At 34.0% G+C, this 16685-nt stretch carries 7 protein-coding genes; 2 read left to right on the forward strand and 5 right to left on the reverse strand.

Features of this window, described 5'->3' with window-relative positions; translation table 11 throughout:
* Window positions 1–665: 665 nt before the first annotated feature.
* The 4 genes from GKZ86_RS20085 to GKZ86_RS20100 all read right to left on the reverse strand — a co-directional run bounded on the left by GKZ86_RS20085 (window position 666) and on the right by GKZ86_RS20100 (window position 11465).
* On the reverse strand, window positions 666–1049 hold the full coding sequence (locus GKZ86_RS20085; protein ID WP_154784841.1) for a hypothetical protein: 384 nt from the start codon (window positions 1047–1049) through the stop codon (window positions 666–668).
* Window positions 1050–1051: 2 nt separating this feature from the next.
* Window positions 1052–1960, reverse strand: coding sequence for a hypothetical protein (locus tag GKZ86_RS20090; protein ID WP_154784842.1), 909 nt, complete (start codon window positions 1958–1960; stop codon window positions 1052–1054).
* 66 nt (window positions 1961–2026) lie between these two features.
* Complete coding sequence (locus tag GKZ86_RS20095) at window positions 2027–10582, reverse strand: LamG-like jellyroll fold domain-containing protein (protein ID WP_154784843.1); 8556 nt, start codon at window positions 10580–10582, stop codon at window positions 2027–2029.
* Window positions 10583–10592: 10 nt separating this feature from the next.
* Window positions 10593–11465: a tail fiber protein gene (locus tag GKZ86_RS20100; RefSeq protein WP_194632609.1), complete on the reverse strand. Its 873-nt coding sequence runs from the start codon at window positions 11463–11465 to the stop codon at window positions 10593–10595.
* Window positions 11466–12008: 543 nt separating this feature from the next.
* Here GKZ86_RS20100 and GKZ86_RS20105 point away from each other — a divergent pair.
* Window positions 12009–13685 carry a lipopolysaccharide assembly protein LapB gene (locus GKZ86_RS20105; RefSeq protein WP_154784845.1) on the forward strand — a complete coding sequence of 559 codons (1677 nt, stop codon included), beginning with the start codon at window positions 12009–12011 and terminating at the stop codon, window positions 13683–13685.
* Between the two features lie 50 nt (window positions 13686–13735).
* Here GKZ86_RS20105 and GKZ86_RS25630 read toward each other — a convergent pair whose 3' ends face one another.
* Window positions 13736–14095 (reverse strand): DDE-type integrase/transposase/recombinase, encoded by a 360-nt coding sequence (locus GKZ86_RS25630; RefSeq protein ID WP_154784846.1) that lies wholly within the window; start codon window positions 14093–14095, stop codon window positions 13736–13738.
* A gap of 372 nt (window positions 14096–14467) precedes the next feature.
* Here GKZ86_RS25630 and GKZ86_RS20115 point away from each other — a divergent pair, with 372 nt between their 5' ends.
* Entirely contained in the window at window positions 14468–16363 is a 1896-nt protein-coding gene (locus tag GKZ86_RS20115; protein WP_154784847.1) for an FAD-dependent oxidoreductase, read from the forward strand.
* The last annotated feature ends 322 nt before the right edge of the window (window positions 16364–16685 follow it).

The following is a 16685-nucleotide window of genomic DNA, read 5'->3' on the forward strand; positions in this document are numbered from 1 at the left end:
AAAAGAATAATACTACTGTCTGTTAATTCGTTAGTATTTTAATTTTTGTGAATGATTTAATATTGAAATAGCAAAATTGAATTTGGGTGCAGAATCGGTGCATTAGGTTCAAGACATTTATAAAAACGTAACAAAGACGGGATCTCAACACATAAAGTTCGAATCCTGCTCTCCCCACCAAAAAAGTCCTAATGAAAATTAGGACTTTTTTTATGCTTTAAAAAATTCGTAAAAAAATATAGTAAAATCTGCAAATCCTAGGATTCACAGGTTTTTTTCTTTTATACTGCTTTTCAAATTTTTTAAAACCGCTCAAAATCTCTATGGCAAAATCGTGGCAAAAAATTCATGGAAGGGATACCTTTTTTACCACAAAAAATTAAGGCGGTTTTTAAAGATATTTCACCCATCTAAGTTTTGTAGCACAATCGTGGCACATGGTGTTTTTGATAACAATAAATCAAGCAAAATTAAGTACCGCCGAGTTTAGGCTCGAAACTCTATTAAACGTTGTTTTTTTAGTTTTTTTATCAGGAGAGTTCGATTCCGGTTCCCACTCTAGAATAAATAAAAGCCTGAGAAATTTAGATTTCTCAGGCTTTTTTTTGTGATACTGACGGTAAAGAATTCGTTTTTTTACTGAAGGATTTAGAACTTTTAAATAATTATTCAACCAATTCAAAATCTCCTTGCTCAACATATTTAATAACTGCTTTATAGTTGCTTCCTATTATTTGTGCAGAGTTATCACCATTGGTCAAAGTAATTGGATTAATTTGAGATGTATTGACCGTAAAAGTCATTGTGTACACAACTCCATTTACAGAATAATCTACTCTAAAAGGTCTATTTACATCAACATAATTAGTTTCTATCTTTATTCCGTATTTCACATTAGGACTAATACATTCGTTTTCTGCTATTTTCGAGCCATCAGCATGTACAAAAGAAATGCTTTGTGGAGAAATAACTATCTCGTCTTCATAATGTGAGCAACCAAAAAATACAATCATAACTGCTATTAAAATCGAGTACTGTTTAATTTTCATTGTTATTGCTTTTGATTTATTACTATTTCTTTATTGATTCCGCCTATACTCACATTATATTTTCCAGCTTCGAGATTATTAAAAACAGTTTCTCCATTCTGAATGGTTTGAGCTGTAATTTTAACGCCGCCTCTTGTCAAAGTAGCCAGCGTATCATTTTCATCGTATAAAACTTTAACAACACCGCCTGCATAACATACAGCATCTTTTTTATAAAATATGGCGCTTCCTAATCTAACCGTCACAGTCCATTGTTTCAGGACTGACTGATCTTCTGAAAGCACTTGAAATTGAACAGGATTATTAAAATCTATGGTATTTGATCCTGAAATTTTATTCGTAGTTCCTATAAATAATCCGGCTCCGGCACTTAATTCGAATACCGCATTTAATGCAGAAACATTTGCTCCTTTAGCCACATAAAGTGTTATTTGTGAACCGTCAACAATCTTGGTAGCAGTTTTTAAATCCTTAAAACTAAAATCTACAATTTCGGCATCATTTCGCAATGCCGGGCTTGCAAAACTATAAGACTGAAATAAATCTCCAAAGTGTTTATTGTTTTCAAATACTTTTGTCTTTGCTACTTCTTTAACCGTATTATTTGCAGAATCGTAGATTTTGAAATTAATTATTTCGCCATCGGTATTCGAAAAAACCGTTAAATAAACAACATACTTTTTCTCCGTTGCTACATAAAGAACACTGGCACTTCCGCGACATTCTCCATTTACAAAAGCAGCCACTTTATCATTGGCACTTGTTAGGGTTTTTCCATCAGCATTCAGGAAACCTTCAAATGACATTGTATATTGAAATTTATTTTCATTTACTGACCAGTCTGGTGATTGCCCAAATACAGTACTGCTTATTATAAAAAGCAGCAATGTTATATGTTTATAATTTCTCATTTTTAATTGATTATAAACTCCTAAAACAAACTTATAAAGATGTTTTAGAAGCTCAATTATTTGTTCTTAATTTTTTATAGCTTTCGTTTTTACCAGCTTTCCATCTACTCCAACTTCTACTATGTAAACTCCTTCGGCTATATTTGGCAAAATTGAAATCACATTGTTTCCGCTTTCAATAACCATCTTTTGGCTAAATACCAATTGACCGTGTATTGAATAAAGCTGAACTTTTACTTCTTGCTTTTTAGCTGCATTAAGTTCTATGTTCAAAGTCGTTTTAAATGGGTTTGGATAAATGCTATTTTCTCTTTTTGAAACTTCTTCCAAAATAATCGGATTAGCAATTGTTCCCAATACTTCATTTCCTTTAAAGACGAATGATTTAGAGGTTGCTTTTTTCGTAAATCCATCTCCCAAAGTAAAGGACAGTTCTTCTGCATCTTCTCCAAAAACGGTTATGAAACTTAGTTCTTTTCCTTCAACTATCTGATTTCTTGTAACGCCTTTTAAAACACCTGTTGCATCATAAACAAACAATTCATCAAATCCTTTTGGAAGTAAAACAACCGCATTCATGTTTTGCGAATATTGTTTAAACTCTGATGCAATTGCTTCCTGTTCTGTATTTGAAGCCGTTTTTCCTGTTTTGCTTTTCTCTAAATTATCAGGATATTTAAAAGTTTGTTCTTTGGTTGATTTAATCATGTATCCTTTTCCAGCTTCTAAATATTTTAAAGTTCCGTTCCATCCAATAATAGGATCGTATATCGCAAACAAGTTTTGAGATTTAATAACATCTCCATCATTGGCATCAAAATAAGCCAAAGCTTCGTTTGTACTTTGATTAGACGCTAAAGGATAAGCAAGCCAGTTCCAGTTTTCCTTAATTGGGAAACTCCATGTAGAAACATCTACGCTTTTTCCTTTAATTTTTAGTGTCTGCTCTTCTGTTATGTTTACTTTATACATTTTAGAAGGAGAAAGTCCTCCATTTGCACTTATTGTACCAGACCATCCACTGTTTAACGGATTTGATTTATCTTTAAAATAAGTATCTAACTGTGCAGGAGAATGACTCAAAATACGGTTAGAAGTTTCTAAAGTTAAATTCTTCGTCAATGCATTTAAATCTGAAAAACTTGGATCATACGTATTTAAAGAAATCCATGTCCAGCCTTTATTCAGCTTAATTTCCTGCTCCACTAAACCTGAGTTTACAAAAATATAAGGTTTACTCATCGTTCCAAGTACTTCGTTATCCATAAAAGTAACAGATGGAATAGTCTCTATACTTGCTTCTAAAATTTTTCCCTGAGAAGCATCCCAGATTTTAAATTTCAGGTTTTCTCCCGAATTTGTATTGCTGTAAACCGTCAAAAAGGCAAAATATTCCTTGTAAGCTTCATTATATACCAGCTTTACAGATCCTCTTGGTTCTTCATTATAAAAAGCCGCAATTTTATCGTAAGAATCTGCAGACAGCGTGCCATCTACTTTTATTTTTCCTATGATATTCATGCTGTAATCAAAACGGGTCGGATCAACATTCCAGTTCGGTTCCGGGGCCAATACTCTTAATTTGATCTGTAATTTTTGATCATAACCAAAATCTGTTTGTAAATACAGATTCTCCAGATATTCACCAACGGCAACATCCTGATCAACTACAGCTTTAATGGTCGTTTTAGTATTAGGATCAATAGAACCTGTTGTTTTGCTTAAACTTAACCAGCTTGGTACATTGTTAATGGTAAAAGGCTGTTGTTTTCCTCCTTTATTAACTAATGTAATTTCAAAAGTTTTTGTTTCTCCGCTATTCTTTGTCAGGTCTACAATCTCATTATATCCTTCTGCAAACCAGCTTACATCATTACGATTCACATAGGCTGTCCAGGTAACTGGAGATTCCTGCATGTTATTGGCACTGTCAAACATTCTGTGGACTGTTATATCCAAGATTTGTCCTTCTAATGATGCCCAATCTGTAATAACCGGTGCAATAATCATTTCGCCATCTTTAATAACATTGGTAGTTACAAATTTAGTCAGTTGTCGCTCTGGCTGAATTGCCGGAGTATCATTTGAATAATTTAAGGTTCCGCTGCTTAAATTAGCGTTGTTTACTACTACAGTTTGATTAGCATCTGCATGATAATATCTTGGTCCGTTTGTTGTAACCGGATCCGGAACATTTAGTCTTGTATATAACAACAGACCGATACTTTCTACATCAACCTCATTGTAACTATCTCTGTTTATTTGTTCTACGTTACGAAGTGTATTCCATAAACGGAATTCATCCAGTTTACCTTTAAAGGTACGATCAACAGTTTCTATACCTGATAAATCGCGTGTACCTCTGGCTCCAAGCCAAATTTTATTTCCTGATAAACCTCCAATAGCTGCCATTTCATTTGAAGAAACTAATTTAGTATCTACATAAGTTCTCAATGATCCGGCTCTGTTGAATAATAAAGTTACATGATGCCATGCATTATCAGTAAGTCCTTTTGATGTTAAAACATAAGAACGTCCTTCGCTTTTCAGCTGAAGATTACCTGAAATATTCATATCAACTGACCATTTGTTAGATAAACCGTTGCTCTGAATTACATCTGTTCCATCACCTTTTCCATTTGAAAATAACGTAGCTTCCTGCGCAGTATCGGTTTTAATCCAAAACTCCATAGTCGCGTCCATTTCTTTAGTTAACTGAACAAAATTAACATTGTCCATAACCAAATATTGTCCGTTATTAAATTCATATGAATTACCTTTTGGCTTGATATCCCATGAAGCATTTACTGTTGCATGTTTAAATCGTACCAAATCTTTGGCTAAAGCATCTCTTCCTTCATTCATCGGCCAATAGCCAACTAAATTAGCTTCATTACCAATTAATTTAGCGTACATTTTTGAGTAAGAATCTTCTCTGCTCAGGGCTTTATTCCATAAACGAAGATCATGTAAGTTTCCAACAAATGTGTTTCCTCCTACTACCAAAGTATTATTATTGGTAAATTGTGCATTGGCTTTTCCTGTTTTAGAACCAATTTCGGTATCATCTTCAAAAATTCTGTAATCACCGTTAGTGCTGTTATACGTAAAGGCATAATGATGATACAGGTTATCGTTTTTCAATCCTCCCTGAACGGTAACATCTGCTAATGTAAACGAAATATTTCCGTTACTTAATCCGATATTTAAACCTTCTTGTTGTGAAATAATTGAAGCTCCTGCCGCAGTTGCATTATTCATCCAGAATTCAAGACTTAAATTTCCTGAAGCAATTTTAGGACTATTGATTACTGCCGTATTGTTGGCTCCTTCAAAATGCAGACTTACGTTATGATCAATTTTTAATTGATTTGTTTGTCCTTTTATTTCGATTGTACTTACTGCCGGATTATAAAAAATATTTTCGTTAAAGTTTATTTTTAAATCTTCTCCGGCGCTTAAAATACCGTTTGTTGGCAATGGTGTACCAAATAACTGAGGCGCACTTAAATCTACAAGTCCTGTAATAACGTCAGATATAAATTCTGTATCATTAGTACAAGTACTTCTGGCTCTAATTTGATAATTTCCATTAGAAAGCTTTAAAGCTGCAATATCAAAATTGTACGTTAAACTCACCGCTGCACCAATAGATGTAATTTCGGTTTCGTTATTTTTTACTGCTTCAGCATAAAACTCAGGAGTTCCGTAATAAGTATGCAGACGAACCCAATTTGGGCTTGTCGCTAATCTATATTCCAGATCAATTTTTTTGAAGCTCTTAAACTTAGTGTTGTAACCCGTTAGATTTATTGCTAATGGTTTTGTTGATCCATCTGTATTATAAGCCTTTTCTCTATTGTATACCCAATTTGTTAGCGGTGCACTTACTGTTACGCTTGAACATGACGGAACGAAGCTTGCTGAAATAAGTACTTCTGAGCTTACATCTGCGCCGTCACATAATGACTGTAGTCTGATTTTTATATCCTTATAGTCATAAATATCTGTAATAGATTTGCCTAAAGTCAGTTTATAAATAACTTGTTTTCCATAAGGCACATTAACAATAGTACCATTTGGTTCAATATTAATTAAGGCATTATTTGGATTAGTGGTATTGTCTACAACTAATAAAAAGTCAGCATCAGAACCTGAAGCACTGTTGTTTTCTAATTTTAATTCAAATTCAGCTTTTTTAGTTTCTACTACATTACTAACATTGTTGTTTGTTACTGTAAGTACAGGAACTTCTACTTTTTGAGTAGCAAAACTTAATCTCTCACGCTTGTCATCAGCCAGTTCATTAATGGCAGTGGCTGTATCGCTATAAGTTGCTTTATTATAGAAATGAGTTAATTCTGCATCTTCATAAGGACATGAAGTTCTTCCGCCCTGCGTAATAAAAACAGGACCATTACCATCAAAAGAATTTACTACATCTACACTTAAAAAGTTTGCCTTATCATTATCTTTAAAGGTATAGCTTATTTTGGTAGTCGTTGTTTTTTCTGTAGATAATGATGAAGTAAAATCTTGTTGAAAAAATGCTTTTGTATTAAATTCCAGACCAACTTTATTTACTGAAGTACCAAGTATCGCTGCTACCGACTGATCAATAACTACATTATATGAAGTAGACGCTGCCGATACTACGGTTGTTTCTATACCACGGGAATATGATCCCAAGCCTGAATCAAAAGAAATATTTTTCTCGAATTCAGAGTCAAGCATACCTTTAATCAGGTTAGACTGATTAAGCTGATTCGACAATTTTTCTTTGGATGCGGCAAAGCTAATGTCGTCATAAGCTTCTTTAACTCCTTTAGTAAAGTTTGTTATAACGTTTGCCAAACCTGTTTTATAGGCCGCACGATCATTTTTAGCGGTATATTTAATTTTTTCATTATCCAGAATCACTTTTCGCCACAGTCTTATCTTCTCTTCATATTCTGCTCTCTTCTGTACGTTTGCTGCAGAATTAGGATCTGGTCCGTTTAAATTGTTTGTAATAAACAATTCATATTCCGGAATTAAACTGGTTAAAATATGTTTTTGCGAATACATGAAAAACGTTTCGGTAGGCTTATCAACAAAACTAAGTGCTTTTTGTTTACTCACATATATCGGAGCGTTTGCAGTACCTAAGTTTACATATTCTGCAGGACTTAATGGCGTTGCAACACCATTTACATATTTATTAGGTATTGTATTGGATGTTTCGATGTTATCATACGAACCATAAAATATATTTTTTGAGTTTCCTATGTATAAATCTCCATCTGAACCTACATAATCTGAGGCATCACTGGTTGAAATTGCTTTACTAAAAGTATAAGTGCTTGTTACACTTTTACCATCCTGAGAAGTTTTGGAAATACCAACACCTGTAACTGCTGAATTTTCCTGCTCTATTGATACTTTTGGCGTAGGAACTAAACCTCCCTGAAGCTCAAAGTACATTCCACCTGCAATAGTAAGTTCTTCCGATACTCCTTCCTGATGAGCAAAAGAGGCTTCGGATGTAAACGAAACACTTTCGCCTGCTTCAAGTGTGGCAGAACTATTCGAACCTGGCGGATCTCTTAAAATAATCGCAGGAATATCTGGTGCTGCTGTTACAAAAGTCTGGCTTCCATCTGCTTTTCCTCCTAAAATAATTCCGGTATCTTTAAAATTCTCAACCGGATAATCCACTTCGTTTAATCGATAATTCAAGGTACTTTTGATCTCAAATGGCGGTGTAATTGATGGAATTCCTCCCTTAAATTCATACGTTAAGGTACTTTCATTTGCCGTAACTGTCTCTGAACCCGATAAAGCCAGATTATTTGTTGTTACTAATTCACCATCTGTTACCGGCACTTTTACTTCTACAGCTGTTCCTGAATCTTTATTGGAATAACGTTCAAAACGACTCATGACAATTTTATACGGTATAAACTGCGTATAAATTGGTTTTGCAAAATTTTCTGTTGATACTGATTGTCCTCGAACATTAATAGTCTTATCAGAAGTTTGTTCTGTTACCTGCAATACCGGAGTTGACCTGTACGTGAAACTTTTCTCGTAATGGTACGGTGTTCCTGTTAACGATTTATCTACGTTATTTTCTTTGTATTTAAATTCCGGCGTTTTTACAACTGGAATCTCTGAAAAATCAAATGTTTCAGTGGTTCCGGCTTTTAATAACGAAATGGTTGGGTTGCTTTTAATAACCAAATCATTTGCTTCCAGATTATATTTTAAAGGTATAAGTGCCACTCTGTATTCTCCCGAAGCTATATTAGTCGTAAAAGGAAACTTCGTGTAATTGGTAACATTGGCGCCAAGTGGTGCATATCCTAATGTGAAATCTGCTTTACCAACATTATTTTTAGCACTTACTTCAAGATTTTTTGTAATTCCGGCATCAACAATAGTTTTTGTTACCAGACCTGCGCCTCCAAAACCAATGCTTTTGGCAGCTTCTACAGATCCTCCCACGACTTTACCTACAACAGTAACTCTGGTATTATCTACAAAATAAACAGGATCATTAGAGTCTTCAAAAAACTCTTTAAATTCGCTTGTAGATGCTGGAAAACGTCCATTATAAGCAAATTGGTGACCGTCTTTTTTTATGGTGATGTAATGTTTTCCAATAGGAATACTTATATCAAAATACCCTTTATCATCTGTAACCACCGGAATATTATTGGCATCAAGTACGATATTTCCATCAATGTATACGTTTGCACCTACTGTGTTTATTTCAGCATAACGATCTAAATAGTCATCCGATTTATCTGCAGGAGTTCCGGCATCATTTTTCCAATATTTTCCTTTAGAATATTTTTCACCATTGATTTCATAGTAATTATATCCTTCATCCAGAATATTTGCACCTCCGTCAATCCACGAATCATTTTTATTCTCTGTTTTTTTAGTATCTACATCCACGTAAGATGGAAAAACACCACGCGTATCAAATATTGCAATACCTTTAAAACTAAACGAAGACTGATCTACAAAATCAATTTTGTTTACTACTTCAGAACCTTGTCCTAAATAAACCAACTGTTGGTTCGGTTCAAATTTATGCTGGCCATACATCGGAGTAATATTATAAGATTCTCCTGAACCAGAATATTGTATCGCGCTAATTTGGTAATTTCCTTTACTGTCTGTTACCCCCAAAACACCCAATTGAGATGTTGTTGGATAATTATCTGCATCTGCAGCCCATAAAACTTTATTGGCTTCTACTGTATTGGCATCCCAAAGTTTACCATGGTTTTGGTTATAATTAAAGCCGCTGCGAGACAAATCATAAGCATATCTTCCTGCTTTTTCATTCGCTCTCAAATACGTTACCATTCTGGAATCGTTTCCGCTTATAAATCTCGAATAATCAGTTCTTACTACTGACGATTCTAATGCCGCTTTCCAAATTCTTATTTCATCGATATAACTAGATCTTCCTCCTCCAACTTTAGCATTATCCCAAGTCACACCAGAAAGTTTTATTGTACCGGTAGGGATTGTTACATTAAAATAAGGAGCGGTATAAGATGCATCAACGCCTTTTAATTTACTGTCTGCTTCTGTTTTGTAAGCTTGCGTAATCTGTCTTCCGTTAACGTATAATAAAGGAGTTTGATTATCATTGATTACGACTGTAAAATGCACAAAAGATTTATTAAAATCTGAAACAGGCACAAGCAAATCATTTCCTCTTGAGTTTAAATTACCAGAAGGAAAATAATTTGTTAAGGTATATTTATTACTTCCAATAGCAACATCTATGGAGTTTGCAACCGGATTTAATTTTACTGTAACATCAATATTATCTGCACTTTTAGAACTAGAGATATTAAACAATCGAATAGCAGCTTCTGAATCACTTGTATAAGCTCCTTTTGGTTTTACCCATGCCTGAAAAGTGGCTGAATTAGAAATAGCTGTACTTAAACTCTGTATGTCTATAAAACCCGAAGCAGGAATACTCAAAGCACTTCCTTTTGCAGTATCACCACCGCTTGGAGTTGCTGTAACTACAACATCTTTAACAGGATTTCCGCCTTTGTAACTAATATTTCCGGTTACAACAGCCGTAGGATTTCTGTATCCGATACCTGTAATATAAGTACTATATAGTCCTGGCGTTGCACTAACACCTTGAGCTTCTACTTTATACTCATACAAAACTCCACCTTCTACATATTTATCTTCATAAGTAGTTTCTGTAGCAGAAAGTCCCACTACTAAACTGTAGGGAAGATTTCCTGCCTCTGTATAAATCCTTCTATATATCTTTATACTTTTTACCAGGTTTTCATTGGCTCTTAAGTCCCATGTAATTAAAACCTTATCACCATAAAAACCTTTTGAAACACCAAAAGATTCTTCAGCAAATGTGTTATATAAATATAAAGTATTCCATGGAAAACGAATATCAGCAGGATTTGTACGTCTTGGTCCTGTTTTATTTTGTCCTAAAAAAGGAAGACCAACCTGTATGCTGAAACCGTTTTTTTGAATAGCCTGCGAAACGGGTACTACTTTTGCTCCAGTGGTATTTTGAGCATACAGTCCCGCTCCCAGAAAAAATATTCCGAGAACTGCAATTATTTTTTTCATAATTACAGCTTTACAATTTAATGATATAGTTTACACCGTAGTTAACAGGTCTGGTTTCATTACCTCCTGTATTTCCTGTGCTTACAGAGATACCTGTTCCTGAACCATCAGTTGTTCTTCTAATTTCAAGCCCCATATTATCATTATCTGTATTACCATTTATCCCTATACCACTAGTTACGTTAACAGTACCGCCCTTACCGCCTTCAGAATAAAATATATCCCCATATCCATGTGTATGCCCCGGATCATTTACCGATGCACTATGGTTATGACTTTCAAAACTATCATCTTGTGTTCCTTTTAAAGCCGGTCCCGCCTGACCATTTACAGGGCTGGTTCCCGTACCTCTTAAAAACATACCTTGCAAATTAGGTGCATTATTTCCCACCAAAGCGATTAAAGCCTTAGCTGTTGCAGGCAAAGCACCACCGTTACAAAGTGCCCATCCTTCTGGAGCAACTGTACCAATAAAAGGCATAATAGAACCTGTTGGAACACCGTTATTAGCAGAAATCGCATAAGGTACATGTCTCAGTTTTTCATCAGAAATAACATCTGAACCTTTCTCAATTCTAAGATAAGCGATATTATTAGCGAATAAATTGTTATTAACCGATGTTGGATCAATCACATCAGAAAACACTCCAAATGCATCAGTCGTTAAGTTTTTGGTTATTTTATAAATCGGTTGTTCAATACTTGACGCATCCAGATAATACAGCGTAAAGGTAAGATTGATCGTCTGATTTATGATAGCAGTGTTGTTAGCATCTCTGGCAATACCCTGCACTGCAATTCCTGACTGAGTGGCTGAACTTTGAGCGTAATTTGATATTGTTGCACAAAAAAAACACAACATTAAAAGTAATTTTGATTTCATAGATATCATTTAAAAAATTAATAATTTCGAGTGATTAAAGATCCTTTTTGGATTTTATAATAAACGCCGAATTTATTTTAAAAAAAATAATTAATTAAATAATCAGGAGAGACAAAACGAGGACAAATCAGCAACTTCAAATTCACAAAAAACTAATTTACAAACACTTCACAAAACAGCACTTCTTTCATTTTTACAAAAACTGCATTTAAGCAAAAATTGCAGGCTTTATATTCAAATGATCAGCAGCAATTCTTGTTATTTCTTCAATAAAATCTATTTCTTCAAATGAAATTCGATTCATCGGAAATATCTTTCTTAAAATATCATAATCGTAGTAATAAATTTGCTTTTTTTTAAAGAGTAGAAACAAACTTTCCCTTCTGAATTTAAAGATGAAAAAAATCAGCATAGTGTTTCAGAATAATGAAGATTTCTGCTTATTTATTTTTTAGTAAAGCATTTATTTTCATAGTTTTGTCACAATAACCAGCCCCTTTTTCCAAAATGATTTCCTGTACAAAAAAAGCCACACTATTTTTTGTGTTATCCATCTTTGTTTTTTTTACAAAATTACACGCCCAGGAACTATCTTCTCCTTCTACAGATTTAATTAAGAATATTGAATCTATAATTCTCAAGGAAAATAATTTTAAAAAAGATACTGTAATATCAAAAAAACGTCTGTCTTATTTAAATAAATCATCCAATAAAAAGTCTAATATTTTATATCATGCATTGCTGGCAAATGGTTTTTCTGTTTTCTTTGACAGAATAAATAACAGAAGCGAGCATTATTTTTTAAAATCAATAGAAGAAGCCAAAAAACTAAATGATCCCGCGCTCATTATTTGGACACAAGTAAATTATTCACAATACTTATATTATTATTGTCAGATCGATAAACTCATTCCGATTGTACTTAAAACAATGGAAGAAAGTAATCAGGTTAATCCCTCAGAAATGATTTTACCTGAACAAACTTTTAAATTCTTTGGCTGGATCATGTCTACTGTAGAAGATAATTCTGCTATTAGCTTTTATAAAAAATCAATGCAATACATGGAAAAACCCTCTTCAGAATCTGCAGGTGTTTTAAATGCAATTGGTAATTGTTATCTTAGAAATAAAGATTTAGCAAGTGCAATGCGCTATTTTAATCAATCTCAAGCCGTTGCATTAAAAATAGGTGACAGCATCAGGTATGCAAAAATCTTAGGCGATAAAGCACTCGTTTATGAAAAAAAAGGCAACCTAAAAGATGCTGCACATTTTTTAAAACAAGATATTTCCTATTCTCAAAAGTTTAAAATTGATAAAAATGAGATGTATGCTTCTATCTTATTGGCCAGAATTCTTTTAAAACTAAATGCAACAACTCAAGTTGAAAAAATTTTAGCAAGAGCCGGAAAAATTGCAAGTTCAAAATCGTATTACAGAAGTTCATTAAAAGAGGTAATTGAATTAAAACTTCTTGTTTTAAACGGTAAAAATGCTGAAAAAGAGTTACTATTAAGACGTCAGCTTAAACGAATTGAGGAATATTTATTGAAGACAAACGGTAATACTGTACTACAAAGATCTTATTGGCTTATTCAGAAAAAGAAATATGAGAATGATACTAAAAAAATTCGATTACAATTAGTACAAGGAGAAAGAATGAAAAACATTTATATTGTCATTTTACTCTTAACTATTATATTAAGTTTTATTACGTACAATTCTTTGAATAAAAAATTAAAAGCAAAAAAAATAAAACTTGAAAATGACCGATTACTTTTTGAGAAGATGCTTAAGGATGCTAATTCTGATATCAATACCTATGCGGAATACCTTAAAAATAAAAACAAAAAGATATCAATTTTAGAAAATGAACTTGAAGAAATTAAAAACTCTAATTCTATATATTTAGAAGATGAAAAAGGAAAACTTCAGGAAATGTTGAGTTCTCATTTAATGACAGAAGAAAATTGGGGTGCTTTTAAAAGAGAATTCATAAAACAGCATGGCGATTTTTATAACACTATAATTGATAATTTTCCAGAATTAAAAGAATCTAATCTAAAAATAATAATGCTCCAAAAATTAGATTTTAATAACTACGAAATGTCAAATTTATTGGGTGTTACGATTGATGCTATCAAAAAAAGCAAACAGCGATTAAAGAAAAAATTAGGCGATAAATATGATTTATTATTTGAAATTATAGATATTAAATAATAGAATCTTTACCTCAATCATTCCAAGATGAATAACGTTTTCCAGAATCACTATAGTATTGCGAAGCGGTTATGTCGTTGCTGTGGGTACTGGGATATTTTACATCTACAATAACATTCACTGGCTTGCAGATTTACTGCTCGATATAAATAACACCAAATACCTTTTACTTTGATATAGGTTTCATCCAATCTCCAACTTGTACCTACTTTACCCTTTTTCTTCTTCATCTCTGACTCAATGATAGGTGTAAACTTATAAACCCAGCGTTGAATAGTAGCATGATCAACATGAACTCCAGGCATTTTCATGATATTTTCAAGATCCTGATAGCTTAATGTAAACCTAAGCTTAAAATATACTGCCTGCTGTATAATAGACTTCGGATAGCAATGACCTTTCGTATTCATCAGTTTAAAAATTTAAAAAAGGCAAAGATAAAACTTAGCTTTAGATATGACAGAACCATAAGAGGCTGACAAAATAATTGTAGGCTTTACTTTTATATATTTTAATCTTCTTTATAAAGCCGCATTCATACAATAATTTTAAGTAATTTATTTTATTGGAATAAATCAATTTATTCACAACAAAAAAACATCCATTCACGACAGAAAAACCTTCATTAACGACATCTTTTTCATTTTTTTTATTTTCAATCATTAATTTCATTTCAGAAAATAAAATCTAGAGCTAGAAAGCGTTTTCGAGGTTAACCAAAAGAAAATACGAATACCATAGAAATCAAAATTTTTTATTTTTTAACATAAAATTTATACAAAATGGGACAGTACAAAAGTCGTCAGGAATTTTTAAAAAACAATCCAAGATCATTTGCATTCGCCGCATTGGCTGAAGCAACAAAAATGCAAGACAAGATTACCAGTCAAGCGATTAAACTTAGTCCAAATCAACTAGAAGGAAAGGAGGTTATAATCATCGGGTCTGGTGTTGGGGGACTTACCACTGCGTATGAACTACTCGCTCAAGAGTCTGGTGCAAAAGTAACCATTCTGGAAGCATCTCATAAAACGGGAGGACGCTGCATGAGCTTACGCACAGGGGATACACTCATCGAAGATGCAAACAGTGATTTGTTCGATTCGAAACCTGGAAAACCACAAGTTGTTCGATTTAAACGCCCAGTGGGAGACTCAGAACCTTACCTTAATGCAGGTCCTGGTCGTATTCCAAGCAGTCACAAACGACTTCTTTCTTACTTAAAACGTTTTTCGGTCGACGTTGAAATATATGTAATGAACTCTGAATCTAATTTGGTTCAAAAGAACGAAAGTTTTGGAGGTAGGCCTATGGTTTACCGTCGTTTGGATCATAATACAAGAGGTTGGCTGGCGCACATGGTATACAAAAATGCGGAAGAATTACTTCGCAATTCAAAAGTGGGAATTAGTGAAAGTAATCTTAAAACACGCGTTGAAGAATTACAAGATTTGATGATCAGTTTCGGCGAGCTTGATGTAGATGGGATCTATAGCGCAACGGCTGGATCACCTGGCCTCGAGGATGGAAAAACACGTGCTGGATATGAAGTATTACCTGGTGTTGCGGCTGGAATTGTAGCCGATGTTTTGAGTTTTGATAAATTGCTCGAATCAAAATTTTGGGAAGGCACGAAATTCTATCAACCTACAGATTTTCTTTGGCAGCCTACTTTATTTCAACCCGTTGGAGGAATGGATCAAGTGCAACATGCTTTTGCTCAACAAGTGGCAGCTTTGGGAGGAAACATTCTTTTGAATAGTCCTGTAAAAAAAATAAAATGGGACTCAACTAAAGAGAAGTACATCATTTCGGTTGGACAAGTTGGAACAGAAGAACCGATCTATTACGAAGCTGATTATTGTGTTTGCAACCTTGCGATGCCTTTTTTGAAAAACATTCTAGATTCTGATCTCCTAAAATCGGGACTTGAACCTAAATTTAAAGATGCATTAAAAGCCGTTTTTGTGGCACAATTTGAACCCGCACAAGCTCCAGGTTATAAACCACGAGAAGACGGATACGTTCCGCGTTTTTTAGCCTGTACCTCCAAAGTGGGTTGGCAAGCAAATCGATCTTTATGGCAGGGAAGCCCAATAAGTCCCAAGACAATGGCAGTTGAAAAATCCGAAGTGGGAGTTGTACCTATTTTTGGAGGAATCTCTTGGACAGACAATGAAATTCAACAAATTTGGTATCCATCTACGGCGTATCAAGACGAAAAAGGCGTGCTCACAGGCGCTTATAATTTTGATAAAGTAGCACATGATTGGGGAAAATTACCCGTTGATGAGCGACTTACCAAAGCACGAAATGATGCCGGTAAATTCGGTAAGAAATTTGCCCAAGGCTTGGAAGAAGGAGTTGCCATAGCTTGGCAAAATATGCCAAATATCAAGGGGGGCTGGGCATATTGGCAGGCCGTTGGAGATGCGAACTACTCAACGAAACAATTCAACGCTATTACACAAGGATCTGGAATTATAGATCCGAAAACAAAAAATGCGAGCAATGCTAACTTTTTTATTGTTGGTGATCAAATTTCCTCCCTTCCTGGTTGGCAAGAAGGCGCTATTGCAGCTGCATTAAATGCAATTTCGAGAATGGCAAGTCCAGAAGTTAAAATACAGCCATTGAAAAATTTACCAGACACTCGTTTGATGGTGGAAGGTATCTAATCAATTAAATAGAAATGAATGGAACGACGTGGAAGGTATTCTGCGTCGCTTTTTTTATTAAAAGCGGTTTTTATAACTTTTTCCTACACAATTTTAAAGCGGTTTTTAGCGACTTCTCCACTTTAAAGTTTTGTGGCAGAATCGTGGCACTGAAGTTTTTTAAAAATAGAAATCCAACAAAATCAAGGTCTGGCGAGTTTAGGTTCGAAACTTTTAGATACGTTGTTTTTTAGTTTTTTATCAGGAGGGTTTGAGTCTCTTTCCCGCTAATTAATACAGAAAAGCAGCATTCTTCAGAATACTGCTTTTTTATTTTCTGTCC

It is taken from the genome of Flavobacterium sp. LC2016-13 (genome assembly GCF_009707955.1).
Taxonomy (GTDB): Bacteria; Bacteroidota; Bacteroidia; order Flavobacteriales; family Flavobacteriaceae; genus Flavobacterium.